The following is a 23,779-nucleotide window of genomic DNA, read 5'->3' as shown; positions in this document are numbered from 1 at the left end:
CCTCACCAAGATCCGTACCCGTATAGTAGACCAAATAAAATGATCGTGAGCACGGAAAATATAATTCGTTGTGCGCGATTATCTTCATCTGGTAATCCTACGACTCCAGAGACGACAAATCCACCAACTAGTCCACCAGCGTGCGCAAAATGATCCAAACTTGCCCCTAAAACAAACGCTAGTCCCACATTTAATCCTAACATAATAAAGAGCGGAGGTCCGAGCGTCTTCATAAAGAGAGAACGATCTCGTAGTCCAAAATAAAGTAAAGCACCGACAAGCCCAAATAACGCACCCGAGGCACCCGCAGAAATTGATTCACTGAATGCATATGATGCTGTCGTCGCCAAAACCCCACCAATCACATAGATAATCAGGAACCGAATCGAACCATACATTCGTTCGACGAGTGGACCGAGTGACCAAAGGGCAAACATATTGATCGAAAAGTGGAACCATCCGATATGCAGAAACATCGGTGTGATCAAGCGCCACCATTCTCCCTGCTCAATGAGTGGATTCACTTTTGCACCGAATGCGATCAACGTATTCGGGTCAAGAGTTGAGCCGACAGATTCAGCTAACCACATGACTAAAAATGTGATAAACATTAGACCGTATACTACTTGCGGTTTACCAAATGAGAACCGCTTTTTTAACTCAGACTTTTTTTCGCGGTCAAGGGAGACAGCAAGCATTCGAAACCGTTCTTCTTCCATAGTGGGCGTGCAGATAGATCGAGATATTGTTACTTTTGCCGGGATTGGAAATGTTAGTGAATCAATCCTCTCCTCATCTACGAGACGTTCGCCATACAAATGAATCGTCAATCGCTTCCGTCCGATCCGAGATAGGCGAAATGCGTTTAGGATAGCATGAATATCGGTCCCGACATGATTTGCCCATGCTTTTTCGGACTGAATGTACAGATCATAGCTATCTCCCGCTTTCGTGTCGAACAAAATGACCGCGCGTGAAGGCTCTAATATCCCTTCAATTCGCCCGCCGCTTTCAACCGCCCGATAGATATCTTCCCAAAAACAAGTCGTAGCCAATGGAACTCCCTCCTCTCTCAAGTATTCTCTCCATTCTATTGTAAATCACTGAGCACCTCACGACAAAATCGGGACTTGTTCTGGATGCACAAATACCCGTAACCAGATGGTTACGGGTCATCACTATATAGAGGTTACAAGACAGGTTCCATTGTTTTCATGAGCACGTTCGCAGAGTGTTGCATTTTTTGATGCTCTTCTTCTGACAATTCGATCTCAACGACTTCCCGCACTCCTTGACGATTGATGATGGCTGGTACACCGATATGGATATCATGTAGGCCATATTCCCCGTCGAGATGAGCACCGACTGTCAACAATGTGTTTTCGTTACGAAGGACGGCTTTGACCAAACGAAGTAATCCGAGACCAATCGCGTAGTATGTCGCACCTTTACGCTCAATGATATGATATGCCGCGTCACGAACGTTCACATAAATATCTTCGAGATCTTGCCAGTTATATTCGTCATGCTCTTCAAGCAATTGCTCGACCGATTTTCCGTAAATGCGGGCGTTGCTCCAAGCAGCGAATTCTGTATCTCCATGTTCGCCCATGATGTATGCGTGGCAGTTGCGCGGATCTACATTAAAGTAGTCACCAAGCATATAACGTAAGCGAGATGTATCTAGTACTGTACCTGAACCAAAGACTCGATGTTTCGGAAGACCCGAATATTTCCATGCGAGATGTGTCATGATGTCAACCGGGTTTGAGGCAATAATAATGATTCCATCAAAACCAGAGTCCATAATCTCTGAAATCATAGATTTCATAATCTTCGCATTTTTTTCGACGAGGTCAAGACGTGTTTCGCCTGGACGTTGTGGCGCACCGGCAGTGATGACGACAATATCAGCTACTCCACAATCCGTGTAATCCCCTGCCCAGACACGCATTGGTGATGAAGCAAATGAGACGCCATGGTTCAAGTCCATCGCTTCCCCTTCTGCTTTTGCTTTATTGATATCAATAATGACGAGTTCTTCACATAGACTTGCTGTTGTTAATTGATAAGCGAAGCTCGCACCTACCGCACCTGCACCCACGAGTGCGACACGTGTTACTTTAGCATGATTTAATGTTTCCATATTGATTCTCCACCCTTCGAACAATCTGTTTCATGTTTTTGTTATCTCTGTTACATCATGATTGTAACATCATTCACAAACCCTAACTACAATAGAAACCGTTTTCACTTTGGCGATATTGTGACAATATTCACATTCAAATGGAACATCTTCATTTCCTGTACTACCCTCATCCGAGCACAAAAAAACAAATCAAAGTCGCTCCGAATATAGAGATGAAATTGACCGCATCGTTACCGAGCAGGCGCCATCCAGACACGTATGTCGTCGAGACCTGGTGATGAACTTTTTTTTCAGTCAATTTGCCACAGACAGTACAACGAAACTTGCGTTGCAGAGTCGCTCCAAGTAACGTGTCGATGACGCTACCGCTTAGCCCGATCCCCCATAACATAAGGAGCAGTGCCACATCCATTTGGACAAATAAGATAGAAGAGATCACGATTACGAAAGCCCCTATAATCGACATGAATGTGCCGAATGTGGAAACTGCACCGCTTGTCCCCGGTTCGACTCGCTTAAACGTGAACATGAATCGCGGCTTATTTTTTGAGAGCACACCAAACTCCGACCCCCACGTATCGCTTGTCGCCGCGGCAATAGACACAATGTACATATAAACGTAGACAAAATTTTCTGTGAGCAGATACCCGAGTGCACAAAGAATACCGACTCCACCGTTGGCCAATACCTGTATGGCGTCGCGATCGCCTGTTTTTTCGACGATATCATCCACTCCTTCTTTATCGCGTGAACGATATTTCGAGGCGAGCGAGGAGGTCGAGAAAAACACACCTAGCAAATATAGCCCAAACCACCCAAACGATAGTCCAATCAACGTCCCTGTCAGCACTGTCAAGATGGCTCCTAAAAACGTTAATGACTGCAACCGATAACCGAGATAGGCGACGATACAAGTTACAACAAATATGGCGAACATTGGATCATCTCCTTTTCTGTCACGATCCATTCAACAGGCAGATCATGTGGTTCAGTCGGCACATGACTTACAAGCTGATTCGTGTAAGCCAAAGCAATTGTTGTTCCTTTATATGTTTTTAGAAAACGGTCATAATATCCTCCACCCCAGCCAATTCGATATCCCGCCCGATCAAATACCCTTCCTGGCACAACACAGAGGTCGATTGGCCTCGTCGTCGGTAGAGTCGTCGGCTCTAAAATATTCATGACTCCCGCCTCGAGATCATCGACCGAATGAATGATGTGAAATGTAAGTCCTTGCCTCGTTACTTTCGGGACACAAACCGTTTTTCCTGCTTCAAATGCCTCGTGAATGATTGGAGAAGTATCAATTTCAAGCGGAAGTGAAGATGTCACTGCGATTGTCTGACTTTCTTTCCATATATAGGATGAAAACAGTCGTTGGTGTATCGCTCGATCGACGAGTTGCCGATTCGTCATTTGCTTGATGGATTGATGCACGATGCGTCTTAATGTTGCTTTTTCTTCCACAACTCGTCCCTCCTTATAAAAAAAGCCGCCACATATGTGACGGCCGGTCTCTCATTATTTCACTTCGCGGTAAAGCGTGTGACGACGGAGACGTGGGTTGTATTTGCGCAACTCGAGGCGCTCAGGGTTGTTACGTTTGTTTTTCTTCGTGATGTACGTGCGATCGCCTGTTTCTGTGCAAGCTAATGTAATTTTAACGCGCATTTCTTTCACTCCCATCTCAATGATGTTGTATCAAGTGCTTTTGCTTTACAGTCTAAGCATACTCAATTATCCTACCAAGTTTCTTTTGAAAAAGCAAGGTTATTTCACGTTCTTTTTCATTGGTTTCTGTCCATACGGAGAAGATTCAAGAGGCAGGCAAGTATTGACATTCTCACTCACCTTGTACCATTGCTTCAAGTCATGGATTGAAATCTCTTCACCGACATAAACGCACTCCGCTTCAGGGAACACACTGTTCTCAATGCGATGAATCGCATCGAATAAACCACCATGCCCGTGTGGATTGCGTGTCGCTTCGAAGGACAACATAGTTGAGTATAACGGAAGCGAAAGGGATTGCGCAAGTTCTCTTGCCGCAGGAATCGTCATCCAATCAAAGTGATGAACCACTTTGAAAGAGATCCGTTTCGCCAATTCATGAACTAGTTTGACATACGCAATATTTTGCGTGGCCACCTGATTCATGACATGTTCTAAAAATGTACTAGTCGGGCTCACTCGATACACATGTATGTTCCCATGCCGCTCATACGCTGGTAACTCATCGTGGTATGGTGTCAACACGTAGACGATTTCACCTTCGTTCGCTCTCGCTTCGACCTCATCAACGACCCGCTTTCCAAGTCCTCCGACGATATGACCGTGATATTCGGGAGTAAGCAGCAGGATTGCCGGCTTCTCTTGTTCACGCTCTGTCGTCACGTAATAATCATGGGGTGACAAGAATGAGTCGATGTCGATATCACCGTCTTGAAGGAACGGGTAGGCCGCGAAGTGTTCATTTAGCAATTGATCCGAGAGCTCATCCTGATAGAGCGCCGTTTCAAGTTCGGCAAACAGTCGTGTATGTTCTCGGAAGCGTTCAGCAGCGTACTGTGCCGTCGTTTGTCCATCTAAAATAAATGCCCAGTCACTCGACACAGCCAACACATAATGGCGAATCAATTGTTTCAATGCACGATTTGTTAAATCAGATTTTCCGCGATAATCAGCCACATCTTTTACGAGTTGCATCTCCATCATATGAAGGTGGCGAAGCATCCATTCATTTCGTTCATTGATCCACACTTCACCGTATCCTTTGCGCCCCCACGTATTCATCGAGACGTGAACCGTCTGTAAATCTTTGAAGTGACGTTCGAGGAACATCGCCGGTGTGATGGTCTCAATCCCAAATTCCACAAGGCGCTCTGCCACTTTCCCTAGAAATTCCGGTCCTTCGAACCACCAATGACCGAACAACTCCGCATCGAACGGTGCTGTCACTAAAAATGGTGGGAACGTTTGAGCACCATGGGCTTCAAGATGTGATTCGAGTGTTTTCGCAAAATCCATCGCATGATTCTCAATTTGATGTTCCGCCCAGTCGCGGACATAAAAATCTTTTTGATCCGTGTCGCCCGTGATTCGATGCATTTTTAATCCCGTATCAAACCGAATACCTTCAGGGTGCATGAATGATTGAATATAGTCCCAATCTCGATCATAGGCCAAATCACGATAAAATTCACGATAGTCCGGATGACCCGGGTATCCAATCATCGAACTCCAAATTTTGCCCGAGATGATTTGATCTCGTGGGAACAATGCGACCCCATGCGGAGAATAAACAGGCGCGCCAATCCCTTTGTCAGGAGTCGGATCAGCCTCTAATAAGGCATGCTCATCGACGAACGTGTACCGCACCCCTTCTTCATATAGAATCCGGTCTACTCCTGGTGTATAGGCACACTCCGGCAACCAAATACCTGTAGGGCGGAACCCATAATGACGTTCGAAACAATTAAGGCCAGTCCGGATTTCTGCTCGGGCAGCCTGCTCCGTAAACAGATGCGGGTTGAATCCATGAGTCGCTGTACACGTGACCATATCAATATAGCCCGCCTCACGATATGTACGGAACGCCTCATTCAAGTTTTTATTCCAATGAAGGAACGTGTTTTTCAAGTCTTGATAACGTTGTCTATAAAACTGAAGCGTTGCCGTCTCTGCATCCGTTCTTCCTTCTGAGAGCTCTAAAGCAATCAAATCAAGCATTTCATCCAAATGCTCGGCGTAGCGGTCTTGAATGAGTGGGTCAGCAAGCATTTCTACCACAGGCGGTGAAATACTAACTGTCCAATGTAACGGACGCTTCAATCGATCGACTTGCCAAAGGATTGGGATATAAGTCTCTGATATGGCCTCGTACACCCATCTTTCCTCTAAACGGTGTTTTTCTTCATGCCTAACGTACGGTAAATGAGCATGAAGGACGAGTGAAAAGTATCCTGGTTTCATGTATAGAGTCCTCCTTAACGTACGAAACGGTATGCCGCATATTTTGGTAATGTATCCAATAACTCTGGAGAATCAACTTCTCCGTATTGCCAACGCCTTACTGGTTCTGCGAATCGTCCAACACCGGCTGGTTCTGCCCGTGGCGTATCAAGCGGTGTCGATGCCGCAATCGGTAAAAACTCCCCTTCCATCGTGCGGATTCCAAATTCGAACACATATGTCGTATTTGGATCGAGAGGACGAACGAACCAACTATTCGTCATCTCAGGGAGGTCAAACGTGTAGGACCGGTTCGTGTGCCCGCTAGCGTAATCAAGCAACGTCACATCTAATATACGGAACGCTTTCGGCAATTCTTCCCATCGTCTCATGAACTGAAGCTCTAACGTTTTTTTCACCAAATCAGATACTTCCCAGCACACATATACTGAGTTCGGAGACTGGACGACCGCATGTAAAAAGTCTACATTATATCGGTCTGGTAACTGCCAGTATCCTTCAGGACCTTTCTCAAGGAGTGGTGAAGCCTTCACATCAACCGATTCTTTCGCTGATGCTACTTGTTTGTGTGATGCCGTTACGGACGTCTTTTCTTTTTTCTTGTCGCTTTTTTGTTTCACAGGGATAACGTCCTCCGATTCTTGGTGCTGATTTCTCCATTTTCGCCATGCGTATTGGACTTTGCCAATGGGGACGTCTAGTTCTGCCGCAATCTGTTTTAACGTAAAACCTTGTTGTTTCAAGGATACGATTTTCTCTTCCATCTCTGTTAGGCTCCCTTCATGTAAAAATCCATGTAGACTATTATTCGCTTTTTGGATTGCTTTTCCTGCCCAAAAAAATAAAGAACAACAGTCTTGTTGTTCTTTACCACTAATCTTATTGGTTCAAATCATAATGTTTCCCTTTTTCAAGGAAAATCAAATGCTCTCCGAAGTTTGTCACATGATCGCCCATGCGTTCGAGGTATCGAGCGATGTTCGAGAATTCATACACATCATTCGTACCGACCGTCATAGCCGGAAGAGAACCGATGTATTGTTTGATCACCGTCAAATTGATTTCGTCAATCACACGGTCCATTTCATTGAGTTCACGAACACGACTCACTTCACCCTTCCGATATGCACGAGTCGCAAGTTCAAGCATGTCGATCAACTGTTCAGCCATCTGCTTAAGCGGTTGGATGTCATGTACATACGGAACATGCTCGATTCGTGTCACTGCTTTAGCAATATTCGTCGCATAATCCGCAATTCGCTCCAAATCAGTGGCTGACTTCATCGTTACAATTAGACGGCGTAAGTCAGTTGCAACTGGTTGTTGCTTTGCAATCAATAGAATCGCTTCGTCGTTGATTGCTAACTCTAAATCGTCTAGCTCGTTATCATTGTCGATTACGGTTTTTGCCAATTCAAGATCATGTTTTTCTAACACTTCGATTGCCGTTGCCGTTTGGCGCATCGTCAAGTTCGCCAAATGAACTACTTTATCTTCTAACTCTGTTAACTTTATATCAAAAAATGTACGATTTTGTGCCATCAATCTAGTCTCCTCCTTAACCGAAACGGCCAGAAATATAGTCTTCCGTCCGTTTGTCAGATGGATTCGAGAAAATCTTATCTGTTATATCGAACTCGACAACTTCTCCATTCAAGAAGAATGCCGTTTTATCTGAAACACGGGCAGCTTGTTGCATGTTATGCGTCACGATAATGATGGAATATTGCTCTTTTAACTCCTGAACTAACTCTTCTACTTTTAACGTAGAGATCGGATCAAGGGCTGACGTTGGCTCGTCCATCAAAATAACGTCAGGCTCAATCGCCAACGTACGAGCAATACAGAGACGTTGCTGTTGTCCACCAGAAAGACCGTACGCATTCTCATTCAAACGGTCTTTTACTTCATCCCAAATGGCAGCACCGCGAAGCGAACGTTCGACAATTTCATCTAGCACTTTCTTATTTTTGATTCCGTGCGTACGGGGACCATATGCCACGTTGTCATAAACGGATTTTGGGAACGGGTTCGGTTGTTGAAACACCATCCCGACAGATGTACGCAAATCTTCCACTCTGTAGCCGCGGTCAAAAATGTTTTTCCCGTGATACAGAATCTCACCATTTGTTCGAACCGACGGGACGAGCTCGACCATACGGTTCAACGTTTTAATGAATGTCGATTTCCCACATCCAGACGGTCCGATGATTGCCGTAACTTCATTCTGTTTAATGTCGAGGTTGACGTCAATCAATGCTTGGTCTTCTCCGTACCACAAGTTCAAATTGTTGACGACATAAGCGCTATCTTTTTTCATCTCAGTCATTGTCGGTTCTGTCGTAGTTGTGTTCACGTTTTGATCTCCTTTATTGAGCTCTTGTTGTTTCATCATCTCGAGCTTCCTCCTCATTCATCTGCAAAAACGACTCAATGTCGATTCGTATATTTGTTTCGGATATAAATTGCAACCGAGTTCATCGCAATGAGCATTGTCATCAGTACGATGATTCCAGCTGCGGCCAAGTTTTGGAATTCCGCTTGCGGTCGGCTCGTCCAGTTATAAATCTGAATCGGTAACGCTGTGAAGTCAGAGAAAATGCCACTAGGTGTTGTTGAAATAAACGTGGCAGCACCGACCATGATCAATGGTGCCGTCTCACCAATCGCACGAGATACAGCTAGGATAATCCCTGTAATGATTCCTGGTAGCGCCGATGGTAAGACGACATTGAACGTCGTCTGCCATTTTGATGCTCCAAGTGCTAAAGAAGCGTGGCGTAACTCCATTTTGACTGATCGAAGCGCTTCCTGTGATGCCACGATGACGATTGGCAAACTCATGAGACCTAGGGTAAGGGCACCAGCGATAACAGAGTTACCCAATTCCATGACGCGGACGAAAATCGTCAAACCGAGCAATCCGAAGACGATCGAAGGTACACCAGCCAGATTCGAGATGTTGACTTCAATAAATGAAGTCATACGATTTTTTGGTGCGTACTCTTCGAGGTAGATTGCCGCACCGACGCCGATGATAAACACCATCGGTACGATGAGAAACATCAACCATAATGAGCCAATCAATGCGGGGTATAGCCCAGCCTGTTCGGGACGACGTGACGGGAAGTTACGTAAGAAGTCGAGGTCGACCCACCCCGCCCCTTTCGAAACGATGTCATAAATCAAAGTCGACAGAACGACTAACGCAAAGACGAGCCCTGCCAAAAAGATATACTTAAATATTTCATTCAGTTGTAAACGACGCTTGATTCGCTCAGACACCGTTTCACGATTCATCAGGTTCTTTTTATTCTTGAACTCACTATTCGGTAAAGCCATCTTAATACTCCTCTCTGAAGCGGCGCGTCACCCAGTTTGCGAGCAAGTTCATCAAGAGAGTGAAGACGAACAACAACGCACCGACCGCATAGATACTGTAATATTCAATTGTGCCGTACCCTGCATCACCTTTAGCGATTTGAACGATGTAAGCTGTCATCGTTTGAATCGCATTGAGCGGATTGAACTCAAAGTTTGGCTGCGAACCACCAGCAATGGTCACAATCATCGTCTCACCAATCGCACGACTCATTCCAAGAACGATCGAGGCAATGATTCCTGACGTCGCTGCAGGCATGACGACTTTCGTCGCCACTTCAAGACGTGTCGCACCTAAACCGAGCGCACCATCTCGAATTTTCTTCGGAACAGCACTCATCGCATCTTCAGAGATGGAAGCAATCATCGGAATAATCATGATTCCGACTACAATCCCCGGGCTTAGAGCGTTGTAAATTTGAAGTCCTGGAATAAGTGATTGCAAAATTGGTGTGATGAATGATAAGGCGAAGAAGCCGAAGACGATGGTCGGTACACCGGCCAACACTTCTAAAATCGGCTTTAACACCCGGCGTGCTCGCTCTGAGGCGTACTCACTTAAATAAATCGCTGACGCCAATCCGAGCGGGACCGCAACAAGCATCGCAATTACAGTAATTTGGAGTGTCCCCATCACAAGTGCCCATACCCCGAAGCGCTGATCTGCACTAAGCGGGTACCACTCTGTCGTCCCTAAAAATTCAGCGACAGGCACTCGTTCAAAGAACTTGAACAGTTCAAAACCAAGCGTGAACGCTATACCGATTGTCGTGACGACTGATACGAATGCGCTCAAGAATAATAAGAACGGCATGATTTTATCAAACACGTTCGTCGTACTGAATTTCTTTTGTTTATTTTGTTGTATCATCTCTCGAATCGAGAGCTCTTTGTTTTGTTCGTTCATCTCGTGTATCGCTCCCTACCTCTTCATACTAGAAAGCATGGCGAGAAGGCGAGAGTAGCTCTCACCTTCTGCCATCTGTCAATATCATTCACCAGCAATCTCATCAATCATTTTCATATTCTCATCGTAACGTTCTTGCTCCATTTTCACGTAACCAACTTCTTCAGATAGATCAGCAGCGTTTTCGTTCATGAAGCGTGCGAAATCAGCCACTTGCTCTTTATCTTTCAATGATGCGTTGTTGACGTACGTGAAGATTTCACGTGAGAGCGGGTATGACAAATCGTTGATTGTATCGTGTGTCGGTTCTACACCTTCAACTTTCAATGCACGGAGTGTATCTTGGTTTTCAAGGTAGTAAGCGAATCCGAAGAATCCGATTGCACCTTCCGTGCCTGCGACACCCGTTACGAGTACGTTGTCATCTTCCGACAATTGTGCGTCTTGGCGAATATCGACTTCATCAAGAACTTTTTCGTCGAAGAAATCATACGTACCTGAATCCTTACCTGGTGCGAAGAATGAAATCTCTTCATCTGGCCAGTCAGAGCGAACATCTTTCCACGTTTTCACGCTTGTGTCTGTCCACATTTTTTTCAATTCTTCAATCGTGATATCTTGTGCCCAATCGTTTGCCGGGTTTACAACGAGTGATAGACCATCAAGCGCGACTGAAAGTTGTGTGAATTCCACACCATTTTTCTCAGCTTCAGCTGCTTCTTCATCTTTGATTTCACGTGATGCGTTTGAGAAGTCTGTCTCTCCCGTCACGAAACGTTTGAAGCCCCCACCTGTACCAGAGACACCGACCGTCACTTCAACTTCCGGTTGTTCGGCTGAATATTCTTCTGCGACTGCTTCCATGATTGGGAATACAGTTGACGATCCGTCCATGACGACTTTTCCTGAGAGCGCATCGCCTTCAGCAGCTCCACCTTCTTCATTATTCCCACAGGCAGCACCTACGAGTGCGACCGAAGTGATTGAAGCGAGTACAGCTGATTTTTTCATCCAAGACATTTGTGACGTCCTCCTTGAGTTTGCTTTGATTTTTGTTGTGGATCTGTTGTTATGTCCTACAATTAATATCCTAATGAACTTCTATTAACGAGAAATAAACGGAACGTAAAAGAATTGTAAAGACAAAAAAAGAAGTCACCGAAGTGACCCCTTTCATTGAAGCATTGCATTCACATCTTCTAAATCAAAGTAAGCTTTCATGATGTCATGAGCGACACGCGTGTTGATTCCCTCTGCCTCAAGTCCAGGCATGATGATGGCCCAAGCAATTTCTGGGTCATCAAACGGTGCCCAACCAACATGGTTGGAGTTCAGCGTCTTAATCGGCTCCCCGCTGGCGTTTCGTTTCGCCTGACCGTCTTCACCTTCAGCGATGGCCTGGGCTGTACCTGTTTTACCTGCAGCCGTCATACCTGTCTGCTGCAAGATACGAGATGAACCTGATGAAGATTCAACACCTTGACGAAATCCTTCGCGAACTCGCTGAATGTACTCATCTTGAATATCGACTTTATTTAACGCATTTGGTTGGAACGTGCTGACGACTTGCTTGTTATTTTCATCAAGCGAACCAGGCTCAATGATTTCTTTAAGCAAGTGCGGTTGTACACGATAACCACCATTTGCTAGAGCGGACGTATACTGTGCCAATTGAATCGGCGTGTAGGAAATATACTGCCCGATCGACATATCCATAAGAAGTGTGACACGGTCCGGGATGCTACGAAATCCGGTAGATTCAAACGGTAAGTCAATTCCAGTCTCGACTCCGAGGCCAAACTGTTTATAATAATGTTCCATCGTTTCAAATGCTTGTGTGACATTTTCTCCGACGATTTGACCTGTCGAGTAATAGTCAGCCAAACGTAATGCAATTTGGAACATATAGATGTTCGATGACATTGCGAGTGCATCTAAGTCGTTGATGTTCCCCATGTTCCGATATGAGGCTTTGACGGACGATCCGATTCGAATCGGAGCATCATAAATATATTCACCTGGTTTGACGACACCTTCTTCAAATCCATAGGCGACCGTCGCCCCTTTAATAGTTGACCCAATTTGGCTGGCACGCAGCACCGTTCCGGTCGAAACGTCCTTAAATTCGTTCGTCTCTAAATCAAGTTCCTGTCCTGACAATGCAAGAAGCTCTCCCGTTTGAGGATTCATGACAACAGCAAAAGCCCGATCAAAGTGAGGACTTCCAGAACGTCCTGCTCGAATAGCCTTCTTCAAAATCTCGTCGATTTCTTTTTGGAATTCGATGTCCGTTGATAACACGATATCTTTCCCTGGGTTTCCGCTGACTCGTGTCGGTTCCCCGACTGGTTCCCCTTTGTAAGTCGTGAACACATCGTATGCTGGCGTTCCACGAAGGACGTCTTCATATTGTTGTTCCAAATAAGATGTTCCGACCCGATCATTCAACCCATAACCTTTTGCTTGGTAGGAAGCACGTTGCTCAGCCGGTATTTGACGGTAACTTCCTAAAAAGCTCTTGAACGTCTCATCGAACGGATAGTCACGTTGATAATATGGCTCAACGCTAACACCTGGCAATCGTTCTAGGTTTTCTTCGATGACCGCCATCTCTTTCGGACTTGCTCCGATTTTGATGACCTGTGGGTCTAATGCATAGCCGCTTTCCATATTGTGCTTGATGGCGATGATTTCTTCTGTCGCATCATCAAACGTGATCTCTTCTTCTGTGATCGAGTCAAGCAAAAGGCGATCCACGTCTTGGTTAGACAATGCCGCCCGTTCCTCTTCCGATAACGCCTCCAACAAGGATTGAGTGCGCTCTTGCGCTAACTCCGGATTCGTTGCAATCCAGTAGTCTTTGCGGTCACGCTCGGTCATTTTACGATCTTCTTTCGGAATATCGACAATCTCTGCCAATTTTTTTGCAACATCTAACCGTTCATCCGTTTTCGTCACTTGCGAGCGGCGATACATGACCGAGTAATTCGAAATCGTATCCGCAAGCACTTGACCGTTACGGTCGTAAATCTTTCCTCGCGGTACCTCATACTTGATTTTACTCGACTCCGTTTTCTGTACTTCTCGAGCAATCAATTCCCCGTTCACGATTTGAACGACCCCTAACCGAAAAATAAGAGTCGCAAATAGAATGAAGACGATAAAAAATAGTAAATTCAAGCGTAACGGTAAGTGGTTTCGCCGTTTCTTCAGCACTTTCACACGATTTTTAGCCAAGTCCGTTAACTCCTTCCACAATCGATTCCTTCTATATTATAGAGAACAGCATAACCTGTCATTTTATCCGATTTTCACTATATCATAATTTGTTTACAAAATAATGAAAAGCACAAAAAAACCCGGGACTCATGTAAGAGTCCCAGGTAAGAACAACTTATTTTGCGTCAGCGTACAATTTCGCGACATAATCCCAGTCGATGACATGGAAGAATGCATTGATGTAGTCAGGACGACGGTTTTGATAGTTCAAGTAGTAAGCGTGTTCCCAAACGTCAAGGCCAAGAATTGGCGAGACGCCTTCCATGATCGGTGAGTCTTGGTTAGGTGTAGACGTCACTTCAAGTTTCCCGTTTTTCACGACGAGCCATGCCCAGCCTGAACCGAAGCGAGTTGTTGCAGCTTTTGTGAACTCATCTTTGAATGCGTCAAAGCTACCGAACGACTCGTCGATTGCAGAAGCCAGGTCTCCAGACGGCGTACCATTCTCATTTTTCTTCAAGAGCTTCCAGAAGAATGAATGGTTCCAATGACCGCCACCGTTGTTACGGACAGCAGTTTGAATGTCAGCAGGAAGTGAATCGATTTTTTGGAGTAAGTCTTCGAGTGAAGAGTACTCTACATCTTTCCCTTCGAGTGCATTGTTTACGTTTGTGACGTAAGTGTTGTGATGTTTTGTGTGGTGGATTTCCATCGTGCGAGCATCAATGTGTGGTTCGAGTGCATCATATGCGTAATTAAGTTTTGGTAATTCAAATTTAGCCATTACTAAAATCCCCCTTAAAAGTGTTTTGAACAACGTTCGTCTTAAATGTAACAGATATGTGACGGTCTACTCAATTCTAATGCTTCACTCGACATCTTCTTCAGGTAACGCCCAGACAGAAATAGACCCCGCCGCCACTTTAAATACCCCAAATCCTTCATCATCAATCTCAATTTTGTCCTCTAAGGTATTCGTCAAATCGACCCATGTTTCTCCAGAGCGCTCTTCACCAACGAACATTCTCTTTTCAGCCTCATCGGAATTTGAAATGAGAACGGCGCATCCTGAACGTTCAATCTCTTCTGCCCCATGGCGAACCCATCCAATGACATTCGACTCATCGAAGTAATCGTCCTGATCGCCGTAAGCTTTTTCACGACGAGCATATAGGAGCGTGTTAATAGCAAGTTTCATGCCATCAGTCGGGTGTGGTCCGTCAATACCGTAGTAATCTCCATAGAAGACACAAGGATATCCATCTTTACGAAGCAAGACGAGACCATAAGCGATTTGTTTAAACCATTCTTCTACCCACGATTCAAGCGCCTCCTCAGGCTGGGAATCGTGATTATCCACGAATGTCACCGCATGAAGGGGGTGTGACTGAACGAGTGTGTCATCAAAAATCGTTCGCATATCAAATGAAGCCCCTTCTTGCGATGCGCGATGCAAATTGTAATGAAGGGGAACATCGAACAAGTCGACGTGATAATCGATGTTATCAAGGAATGCTCGACACGCATCGAGGTCTGATTTCCAAAACTCCCCGACTAAATAGAATTCATCCCCCTTCTCTTCTCGCATCGTTTGGCTGAACTCTTTCACAAAATCATAGTTGATATGCTTAATTGCGTCCAAACGGAATCCGTCACATTTTGTTTCCTCGATGAACCATTTACCCCAGTTCAACACTTCCTCACGCACATCTGGGTGGTGATAATCGATATTTGCGAACATGAGATAATCATAAACACCGAATTCGTCATCAACGTTATCATTCCACCGCTTATTCTCTCCAACGATGAAGTAAATACCAGAACGGTCAGTCGCCGCATCATAATCAGTTCCGTTAAAATGAGTGTAGTCCCATTTGAAATTCGAATATTTCCCGTCTCGGGCTTCATAATCAAACTTCGTCCAACCTTCAATTTCAAACGGCTCATCTGACAATACTTTTGTTCGGTCGTTCGGATCGACTTCTAATACTTCAAAGTTCTCGGTTGCATCCGCGCCTGCTTTATGGTTCATGACCACATCCATATAAATTTGCATACCTAACTCTTGTTGACAATACGCTGTTGCTTCGAGTAGTTCTTGTTTCGTTCCATATTTCGTGGCGATTGACCCTTTTTGATTAAATTCTCCTAAATCGTATAAGTCATAAACACCATAACCAGTGTCCTCACCACTTTGTCCCTTCGTAACAGGTGGTAACCAAAGGGCCGTGATTCCAGCTTTATTTAAGTCTTCTGCTCTCTCTTTTAATCGCTTCCAATGTTTTTGGTCTGCCTCAACATGCCATTCAAAAAACTGCATCATGGTGTGATTTCGTTCCATTTTGTTCGCCTCATTTCATATTTTTCAAAAAACAAAATGCTAACGAGTATTTACCCACGATTTTTAGATTGAAAACAAAAAAACAACTTTCACAAAATGAAAGTTGTCGGAAAATGGACCCTGTAGGACTTGAACCTACGACCGGACGGTTATGAGCCGTCTGCTCTAACCAGCTGAGCTAAGGGTCCTTATAAATAGCGGCGGAGGGAGTCGAACCCACGACCTCACGGGTATGAACCGTACGCTCTAGCCAGCTGAGCTACACCGCCATGTTGTTATACAGTAATAATATACTGAATATATTTTAGAGTGTCAAGGGAAATTCCTTACCGAACAGAAAAAAGCACTCCAAAAATTCATTTGGAGTGCCCAGTTCTTATACGGTTACTTCGTTTGCATCTTCTAGTGTGATTTCTGTGATATTCATCGCATGGTCACCGATTCGCTCAAGGTTTGAGAGCATATCAACGAAGAACATACCTGCTTGTCCATCACAAGTCCCTTTGTTCAAGCGGACGACGTGGTTTTTACGGAATTGACGCTCGAGCATATCAAGCTTCGCTTCCATTTCAATGACTTTACGTGCCTCGACCATATCACTGCTCGCCAACGTTTGAAGTGATTTCTCTAACGTTTCACGTGTAAGGTCATACATTTCAGTCAATTCTTTTTGAGCATCAGCCGACAGTGTGACTTTCGTAGCTGTCTTATAATCGATTAACTCAATGATGTTTTCAACATGATCACCAATGCGTTCGATGTCGTTGATTGCATGCATGAGTGTCTTGTGCTCTTGTGATTCTTGTTCTGTCAAATCAACTGCGGCCAATTTCACGAGATAATCAGTAATTTTGGCATTTAACGAATTTAACGCTTCTTCGATATGAGCTGACTTTTCAGAGTGTTTTTTGTCGCCTGTAGTCAAATAGTTACGCGCTTCATCAAGACCAAGTTTTGCGAAATCTCCCATGCGGATGACTTCATATTTTGCTTGTTCTACGGCAATCGATGGTGACTGTTGAATGAAGATTGGATCTAAGTGTTGCGCTTTCGTGTCAACGATTGAATCTTCGCCAGGCACCATTTTCGTCACAAGCCAAGCAATCGAACCAATGAACCAGAACTGAATGAATGTATTGGCAAAGTTGAACGTACCGTGTGCGAATGCAATTTGCATCTTGTCTTCAATTGCTAAGAAGTCTGTAATCCAATAGATATAATTTGTAAAAGGAATTAACAAAATCATGAAGATTGTCGTACCAATCAAGTTGAAGATGACGTGCGCTGCTGCTGCACGTCGTGCGGCAACTGACGCACCGATTGATGCGAGAATCGCTGTGATTGTTGTTCCGATGTTATCACCGAACAATACTGGAAGTGCAGCGTCTAAGTCGATTGACCCTCCAGCATATAGCTCTTGTAAGATACCAATTGTTGCGGAAGATGATTGTACAATGAAAGTAAATACTGTACCGACGATGACTCCGAGGAACGGATTGTCACTCATAGATTGTGTCAAGTCGATGAAATACTCACTTGAACGAAGTGGACGCATCCCGTCTCCCATCAACTCAAGACCGTAGAAAAGTGCCCCAAGACCAAAGATGACTTGTCCAAGGTGTTGAAAACGTTCTTTCTTAAAGAAGAAGAGCAGGACTGCACCGATTGCAATCATCGGAAGCGAATATTCACCGACATCGAATCCGATAATGAATGCCGTGACCGTTGTACCGATGTTTGCACCCATGATGACTCCAATTGCTTGACGAAGCGTCATGAAGCCAGCACTGACCAGCCCGACCGTAATAACGGTAGTACCTGAAGAAGATTGAATCAATACTGTAACGATAATCCCGGCGAGTACACCGAGGAAAGGATTCGTTGTATACTTATCAAGGATGTCTCGCAGGCGATTCCCTGCAGACTTTTGGAGTCCGTCTCCCATCGATTTGATCCCGAAGAGGAAGATCCCTAGACCTCCAAAAAACATGAATAACATTTCTTGCAAATTGTATTCCACGATTTTTGTACTCCTTTTAATTAAGAATTGGTTGGATTTGCTTGGTTTTTAATGCCCTACTCATTATGCCTTCATCGGCAACTTCATGTAAACACGTTTTATGTAAAAGTTTTATTAAAACGCTGTACCAAAATTGTCTATTTATGAGTCTTTGTAATATAACAGATTGGAGTTTTTATATGTTATCCACGATTTTCACGTTTCTCCGCTCAAGTCTAGTCCCTTCAAAACAAGTGTTACGACTTCGTCTTGCGCCACTACATGCTTATATGGGCGCAGCTTTTATTCTGACGCTTGTCATCACTACGTTAGATTTTTTAGTAATTCGTCCTGACTTTTTTATTCCGATGTGGCTATTTTTACACGGCTTCGCAATCTTCTTTTTCTATTTGATTTGGGTATCCATCACTGCTTTATTCGTCCAATTGTTTACGAAAATCTATTCAAAAAATATGTTACCCTATCGTCAATCTTGGCCATATGCCGTGTCGACGACTCTTGTGCCGACTGTTCTGTTAGTCACGTTGTATCATATCAATTCAAATTTCATAGTTATTGGTTTGATTATTGGATTAGGGTATGTTATCTATCCTCTGACGAAAGTGCCACAAAAAAAACAACGTCGGGCGTCCTCTTGAACGCTCGACGTTGTTTATGTCGGTGACAATTCCTCAGGTGTTTGATTCAGCGCCTCACTTTGGTCTCTTAAGTTCGTGCCAGCATCTTGTAGTGAGCGTTGAACATTCGACCAACGATCTACCCCTTCATTTAAATCACTCAATTTCCGCTCAAGCAATGAACTGATTTCTCGTAACTTCTCATTCGATTCCATCAATTGAACGAGCCGCTCCCCTGTACTAGAGGTATGAACAGTAATTTCCTGAAACTCGTCTAGCTGAACTTTAATCTCGTAATCAATCGTCTCGATACCAGTCTCGACACGATCGACCGCATCTTTTAGAAGGTGAATCTCCCCAATGAAGTCATTGACTTCAGATAGCAAGTCTGTTCGTTCTATGTTCAGCGCTTCAATGGCACTGACCGCTAGAAGCGTTGCCTCATTTGTCATTTTGGCCAAGTTGCCCACTTCATTCGCAACGACAGCAAATCCTTTGCCGTGTTCTCCAGCTCGTGCCGCCTCGATTGATGCGTTTAATGACAGCATTTTTGTCGCTGTCGAGACGGAGAGGATACTCTTTAGCGCTTCATCTGCCTTTGAAGAGTTCACTTCACTTTCCATAAGCTTTTGCTGAATAGACTCAACTTGACGCTCGACATAGGCACTGACTTCTTTCACTGCAGAGAATGTTTCAAGCTCTTCATGTAAAATTGATTTTAATCGATTCCCTCGTTCATCCACACTTGTAATTTGTTGTTCGAGCACTTCAATTTGTTGTGTCACTTCTCTCATTTTAGATGAAGACCCGCTCGTCACACATTGATAAGAGTGACTCGTAGACTCTACAGTGGCTGCGACTTCTCTAAACTGTTCCACTTGATGGTGACTGTTCAATAGCTCTTGTTTGAAGACTGGCAAGCTCTTATTAAATGCTATTGCAGTTTTCCCCATCATTGTCATCGATTGATTCCACAGATGAATGAACGCATTGAATTCCGTTTCTAACATATGTATTTCCTTTGACTTTGCTCCAAGCATTACATCGTCGAATCGGCGCGACTCGACAGCGCGACGTAACGAATTGGCTAGAACACTTAATGACTTTACTTCACGGTGAATGAACCGTGTAAACATAAAGGTCATCCCAATCATCGCAATCAATAAGATGTAAACGATATGCCTCCGTAACTCACTCATCGAACCGAGAACAGATTCTTTCGTGACGACAAGAACGTAATCTGCTTTCAGTTCAGGAATCGGTACGGAAGCAATTAATAATCGCTCTGTTTCTATCACTTCCGATTTAGAATTCTCAAAGATATCTTCTATAGAACTGTCTGCCGTTATTCCTTTCTTCCCTGTCAATTGCACGACCGACTGCTCATTCACTAAAAATTGAGCCGCATCCATCTCATCTCCCGATAAGATCGATGCTTGTTGCATATAGGTAGACTTCAGTGAACGATTCAATTGTTTCTCGTTAGCGACATAGGCACTGTATGAGGTCTTAATTGATTCTCGCATAACCGTGACTTCTCGCAGGAGACGTTGCTCAATCTCCGCTGACAACAGTTGTTCAGATTTTAGTGCGAACCAACTAAATGTGAGGATGAAGATAAGAAGGACGATTGGCATCAGTGTCCATTGAAGACGGTGTGCCATTTTTAGACGTTTATTTTTCTTGGTTTCATTTCTGGCTTTTTTGATTAGATGTCGTTTGAAATTCCACTTCACGTGTGCCACCTCTTTTTATAATCTCGCCTATATATCGGTCTTGAGACGGTGGAAAATTATGAAGTAGATGTTAAGATAACGTTATAGTTTGTAAAGAGCACACATCCGTTACGCATCCTAGATGCTTTTTCACATTCTTTTCGTTATGATAATGAAGAAACCTTATCATCTTAAATCGATTGGATTCTTTCCAAAAGAAGGAGATTACGTATATGTCAGAAATTTTGCATCGTTCATTAACACGTCCGATTCGTGTCGGTAACTTGATTATCGGGGGATCTAACGAAGTCATTATCCAATCTATGACCACAACGAAAACACATGACGTCGAGGCGACAGTCGCCGAAATCAAACGTCTTGAAGAAGCTGGTTGCCAAGTCGTTCGCGTGGCATGTCCAGACGAACGTGCAGCTGACGCATTAGCTGAAATCAAGAGCCGCATCAACATCCCGCTCGTCGTCGATATTCACTTCGATTACAAGCTTGCCTTAAAAGCGATTGAAAGTGGCGTCGATAAAATTCGCATCAACCCGGGTAACATTGGTCGCCGTGAGAAAGTAGAAGCTGTCGTAAACGCAGCAAAAGCAAAAGGGATTCCAATTCGGATTGGTGTCAACGCTGGCTCATTAGAAAAACAATTCCTTGAAAAGTATGGTTATCCGACTGCCCAAGGAATGGTTGAAAGTGCCATGCACCACGTCAAGATTCTCGAGGACCTCGGATTCTACAACACGATCATCTCGCTCAAAGCGTCTGACGTGAATCTCGCACTCGAAGCGTACACGCTCGCTGCGAAGACATTCGACTATCCACTCCATGTCGGAATCACAGAGTCTGGCCCGCTCTTCTCTGGCTCACTCAAATCAGCGGCCGGACTCGGCGCTATCCTCTCACTCGGTATCGGCTCAACTGTTCGGGTCTCGCTTTCAGATGATCCAGTAGAAGAGGTAAAAGTTGCAAAAGAAGTACTCAAGTCGTTCGGGCTTGCAGCGAATGCCGCGACTCTAATTTCTTGCCCAACGTGTGGGCGAATTGAAATCGATTTGATTTCGATTGCAAAAGAAGTAGAAGATTACATTCAAAATATTAACGTCAATATTAAAGTGGCCGTTCTCGGATGTGCGGTAAACGGTCCGGGTGAGGCTCGTGAAGCCGATATCGGAATCGCTGGCGCACGTAACGAAGGTCTCCTCTTCCGTCACGGAAAGATTATCCGTAAAGTGCCTGAAGCGACGATGGTCGAAGAATTGAAAAAAGAAATCGATGCCATCGCCGCTGAAAAAATGGCTGAACGTGAGCGCGAAGAACAGGAACTCGCAAATCAATCAAATTAACAAATCTCATTCCCGTACGGTTGCAACCGTACGGGTTTTTGATAGAATAGAGGGCATGTGAGGAGGAGTGATGAGATGCGAATCGGCATTGATTTGGACGGAACCGTTACAGATCCTAAAAGTTGTTTCCTATATATGAATGAATCACTCGGTTATTCGATTGATTATCATCGTGCGACCGAGTACGAGTTGCATACGTATACAACAATGGAGCAACATGAATTTTGGAAGTTTATGATTGAAGAGGGGCATGAGGAAGCGATTTACCGCCGTTCCCTTCCGCACTCCGATGTGCTTAATGTGTTATGGGAGCTAAAGCGACAACATCATCTGCATTACGTCACTGCCAGAAGTGAGGCCGTGCGACCGGTTACGGAAGAATGGATCAAACAGCATCGCCTTCCGCTCGATTCGTTGGTCATGACCGGTTCCCATGATAAAATCAATGTCGTCAAAGACTTGTCACTCGAACTGTTTATGGAAGATCGATATGAGAATGCAATCTCGATTCATGAAGAAACATTAATCCCGGTACTCCTATTCGATGCCCCTTATAATCGTAAGACGTTACCAGAGGGCGTGACCCGCATTTCGACATGGCGCGAGGCGTACCATCATGTCGCACAAATAGAGAAACAAATCGTTCTACAGCAACGTTAAAAGACAATCCCGACGCAATCGGGATTGCCTTTTTAAATTCGTCCGAGCTCTTCGATCACATCGCTTGCTAGTACACTTGCGGGGTGTATCGTTCGACTAATCGATTTGGCGGCGAGCGCATGCCACAATACAGCTTGCTCACTAGGAGATTGAAGCTCACCTTTTCTTGACCAGAGCGCAAGTAAGATTCCCGTCAATATGTCTCCACTCCCACCTTTCGCTAAAGCAGACGCTTCTACGGTATTGACGGCACCTTTCCCATCAGGTGTGACGATGAGGGTATACGTGCCTTTTAAAATCAAATGAACTCGATGTTGTTTCGCGAACTCGCTGGCCACAGCGAAACGGTCCCCTTCGATTTCTTCAACCGATTGATTGGTCAGTCTGGAAAATTCGCCAGGATGAGGCGTTAAGATGAGCGGACCTCGTGTTTCTAAACGTCTCGTCGAGAGCGCACCCGCATCGACAATAATGGGACAAGACTGGTGCTTCACTTGTTGCCAGATGGTATCCATCCACTCACCTTCCACCATACCGGGACCAATTGCAATCGCATCATATGATTGCTCTAGAACATCCGAATGTTGATTGTACATCGCTTCAGGCAATGTTGAAATGAACGGGCTTGCTTCTCGTGGGATGGAGAGATTTAATAAACCAATCCCCGAACGAATCGCAGCACGACCTCCTAAAAATGGTGCGCCTAACAAATGACGACTTCCACCGATAAGTATACCGTGCCCATAGTCTGTTTTATGACTAAATCGGTCCCGCTCCAATAATGACCGATTGAAATCGGATTCGGTCAACACCCTCCAATCCGATGTATGCGGTAATCCAATATCAATTCGTTCAATCTGTCCGTAATATGTCGACGTACGATTTAAAAACGCAGTACGTTTGTATCCGTGCAAACAATATGTGCGTGTTGCCTGAATCGCCAGACCATCAAACTCACGTGCATGGTCACTCGGTATTCCTGAAGGAAGGTCAATCGATAAGACGATTGCCATTTGTTGATTCACCCATTCAATCACGTCTCTTGCTTTTCCAGTCACGGGACCAGACAGTCCGACTCCGAAAAGAGCATCAATGACAATATCCGTTGCTACAGGTTGTTCAATCACACGAACGAGCGAAGACGCATATGCCGCGTGTGTCGAAGCTGCCTCTGATTTACTATCACCAAGTGGTAACCATACACTCACCTCATGTCCTTTTACGGCGAGCTCTCTTGCGACGACCCAGCCATCCCCTCCATTGTTTCCGGTACCACACACCACCAATATGGTTGAATGCGATTCGATTGGAAGTTTAGGCACGATTGCCGAGGCCGCCCGTTCCATCAATACCGACTCAGGCATCCCGTTTTGAGTAGCGGTTTGATCAATCTGTTTGATTTCTGCAGCTGTATAAATCATTTGAAGCCCCCCTTTCGAT

The 23,779-nt window shown here is 44.7% G+C and carries 21 protein-coding genes and 2 tRNA genes; 3 read left to right on the top strand and 20 right to left on the bottom strand.

The annotated features are described in order from the left end of the window. Window positions 1–2: 2 nt before the first annotated feature. The 18 genes from KNO96_RS00705 to KNO96_RS00620 form a co-directional block, all read right to left on the bottom strand. The gene (locus tag KNO96_RS00705; protein WP_214699002.1) at window positions 3–1,055 is read right to left on the bottom strand and encodes a rhomboid family intramembrane serine protease; all 1,053 of its coding nucleotides are present in this window, start codon (window positions 1,053–1,055) and stop codon (window positions 3–5) included. A gap of 134 nt (window positions 1,056–1,189) precedes the next feature. Beyond that, window positions 1,190–2,146 (bottom strand): L-lactate dehydrogenase, encoded by a 957-nt coding sequence (locus KNO96_RS00700; protein ID WP_026825711.1) that lies wholly within the window; start codon window positions 2,144–2,146, stop codon window positions 1,190–1,192. A gap of 169 nt (window positions 2,147–2,315) precedes the next feature. Then, window positions 2,316–3,086, bottom strand: coding sequence for a DUF92 domain-containing protein (locus KNO96_RS00695; protein WP_214701853.1), 771 nt, complete (start codon window positions 3,084–3,086; stop codon window positions 2,316–2,318). Continuing rightward, on the bottom strand, window positions 3,065–3,619 hold the full coding sequence (locus tag KNO96_RS00690; RefSeq protein WP_026825709.1) for a 5-formyltetrahydrofolate cyclo-ligase: 555 nt from the start codon (window positions 3,617–3,619) through the stop codon (window positions 3,065–3,067). Before KNO96_RS00690 ends, KNO96_RS00695 begins: the two co-directional genes overlap by 22 nt. A gap of 54 nt (window positions 3,620–3,673) precedes the next feature. Then, window positions 3,674–3,838 (bottom strand): 50S ribosomal protein L33, encoded by a 165-nt coding sequence (rpmG, locus tag KNO96_RS00685; RefSeq protein WP_255313299.1) that lies wholly within the window; start codon window positions 3,836–3,838, stop codon window positions 3,674–3,676. An 84-nt stretch (window positions 3,839–3,922) separates the two neighbouring features. Beyond that, window positions 3,923–6,124, bottom strand: coding sequence for a 1,4-alpha-glucan branching protein domain-containing protein (locus KNO96_RS00680; RefSeq protein WP_214701851.1), 2,202 nt, complete (start codon window positions 6,122–6,124; stop codon window positions 3,923–3,925). Between the two features lie 14 nt (window positions 6,125–6,138). Beyond that, window positions 6,139–6,888, bottom strand: coding sequence for a DUF4912 domain-containing protein (locus KNO96_RS00675; RefSeq protein ID WP_026825707.1), 750 nt, complete (start codon window positions 6,886–6,888; stop codon window positions 6,139–6,141). 115 nt (window positions 6,889–7,003) lie between these two features. After that, on the bottom strand, window positions 7,004–7,666 hold the full coding sequence (gene phoU, locus KNO96_RS00670) for a phosphate signaling complex protein PhoU (protein ID WP_034770988.1): 663 nt from the start codon (window positions 7,664–7,666) through the stop codon (window positions 7,004–7,006). Window positions 7,667–7,682: 16 nt separating this feature from the next. Further along, on the bottom strand, window positions 7,683–8,453 hold the full coding sequence (pstB, locus tag KNO96_RS00665) for a phosphate ABC transporter ATP-binding protein PstB (protein WP_235181876.1): 771 nt from the start codon (window positions 8,451–8,453) through the stop codon (window positions 7,683–7,685). Between the two features lie 101 nt (window positions 8,454–8,554). Further along, window positions 8,555–9,466: a phosphate ABC transporter permease PstA gene (gene pstA, locus KNO96_RS00660; RefSeq protein ID WP_034770985.1), complete on the bottom strand. Its 912-nt coding sequence runs from the start codon at window positions 9,464–9,466 to the stop codon at window positions 8,555–8,557. A gap of 1 nt (window position 9,467) precedes the next feature. After that, window positions 9,468–10,412 carry a phosphate ABC transporter permease subunit PstC gene (pstC, locus tag KNO96_RS00655; RefSeq protein WP_214699012.1) on the bottom strand — a complete coding sequence of 315 codons (945 nt, stop codon included), beginning with the start codon at window positions 10,410–10,412 and terminating at the stop codon, window positions 9,468–9,470. Between the two features lie 84 nt (window positions 10,413–10,496). Further along, the gene (locus KNO96_RS00650) at window positions 10,497–11,432 is read right to left on the bottom strand and encodes a PstS family phosphate ABC transporter substrate-binding protein (RefSeq protein ID WP_034770981.1); all 936 of its coding nucleotides are present in this window, start codon (window positions 11,430–11,432) and stop codon (window positions 10,497–10,499) included. A gap of 153 nt (window positions 11,433–11,585) precedes the next feature. Further along, entirely contained in the window at window positions 11,586–13,649 is a 2,064-nt protein-coding gene (locus KNO96_RS00645; protein ID WP_214701850.1) for a peptidoglycan D,D-transpeptidase FtsI family protein, read from the bottom strand. Window positions 13,650–13,806: 157 nt separating this feature from the next. Next, window positions 13,807–14,415, bottom strand: coding sequence for a superoxide dismutase (locus tag KNO96_RS00640; RefSeq protein WP_214701848.1), 609 nt, complete (start codon window positions 14,413–14,415; stop codon window positions 13,807–13,809). Window positions 14,416–14,499: 84 nt separating this feature from the next. Further along, a complete protein-coding gene (locus KNO96_RS00635) occupies window positions 14,500–15,972 on the bottom strand; it encodes an alpha-amylase (protein ID WP_214701846.1) in 1,473 nt (490 codons plus the stop codon). A 114-nt stretch (window positions 15,973–16,086) separates the two neighbouring features. Beyond that, window positions 16,087–16,160: transfer RNA gene (locus tag KNO96_RS00630), tRNA-Ile, on the bottom strand. A gap of 7 nt (window positions 16,161–16,167) precedes the next feature. Next, window positions 16,168–16,241, bottom strand: a tRNA-Met gene (locus KNO96_RS00625). Between the two features lie 107 nt (window positions 16,242–16,348). Beyond that, window positions 16,349–17,992, bottom strand: a complete 1,644-nt coding sequence (locus tag KNO96_RS00620; protein WP_214701844.1) for a Na/Pi cotransporter family protein — start codon at window positions 17,990–17,992, stop codon at window positions 16,349–16,351. A gap of 179 nt (window positions 17,993–18,171) precedes the next feature. Here KNO96_RS00620 and KNO96_RS00615 point away from each other — a divergent pair, with 179 nt between their 5' ends. Continuing rightward, the gene (locus KNO96_RS00615) at window positions 18,172–18,630 is read left to right on the top strand and encodes a hypothetical protein (RefSeq protein WP_214701842.1); all 459 of its coding nucleotides are present in this window, start codon (window positions 18,172–18,174) and stop codon (window positions 18,628–18,630) included. A 14-nt stretch (window positions 18,631–18,644) separates the two neighbouring features. Here KNO96_RS00615 and KNO96_RS00610 read toward each other — a convergent pair whose 3' ends face one another. Continuing rightward, the gene (locus KNO96_RS00610) at window positions 18,645–20,345 is read right to left on the bottom strand and encodes a methyl-accepting chemotaxis protein (RefSeq protein WP_214701840.1); all 1,701 of its coding nucleotides are present in this window, start codon (window positions 20,343–20,345) and stop codon (window positions 18,645–18,647) included. A 212-nt stretch (window positions 20,346–20,557) separates the two neighbouring features. Between KNO96_RS00610 and ispG the strand changes: the two genes are divergently transcribed. Then, window positions 20,558–21,679 carry a flavodoxin-dependent (E)-4-hydroxy-3-methylbut-2-enyl-diphosphate synthase gene (ispG, locus tag KNO96_RS00605; protein WP_026825695.1) on the top strand — a complete coding sequence of 374 codons (1,122 nt, stop codon included), beginning with the start codon at window positions 20,558–20,560 and terminating at the stop codon, window positions 21,677–21,679. A gap of 75 nt (window positions 21,680–21,754) precedes the next feature. Beyond that, window positions 21,755–22,339 (top strand): hypothetical protein, encoded by a 585-nt coding sequence (locus KNO96_RS00600; protein ID WP_214701838.1) that lies wholly within the window; start codon window positions 21,755–21,757, stop codon window positions 22,337–22,339. Window positions 22,340–22,371: 32 nt separating this feature from the next. On the opposite strand, the gene KNO96_RS00595 is transcribed toward KNO96_RS00600, so the two are convergent. Further along, window positions 22,372–23,760, bottom strand: coding sequence for an NAD(P)H-hydrate dehydratase (locus KNO96_RS00595; protein WP_214701836.1), 1,389 nt, complete (start codon window positions 23,758–23,760; stop codon window positions 22,372–22,374). Window positions 23,761–23,779: the final 19 nt, after the last annotated feature.

It is taken from the genome of Exiguobacterium sp. s89 (genome assembly GCF_018617735.1).
Taxonomy (GTDB): Bacteria; Bacillota; Bacilli; order Exiguobacteriales; family Exiguobacteriaceae; genus Exiguobacterium; species Exiguobacterium marinum.
The sequence above is the reverse complement of the archived record's forward strand: the minus strand, read 5'-3'. Positions and strand labels throughout refer to the sequence as shown.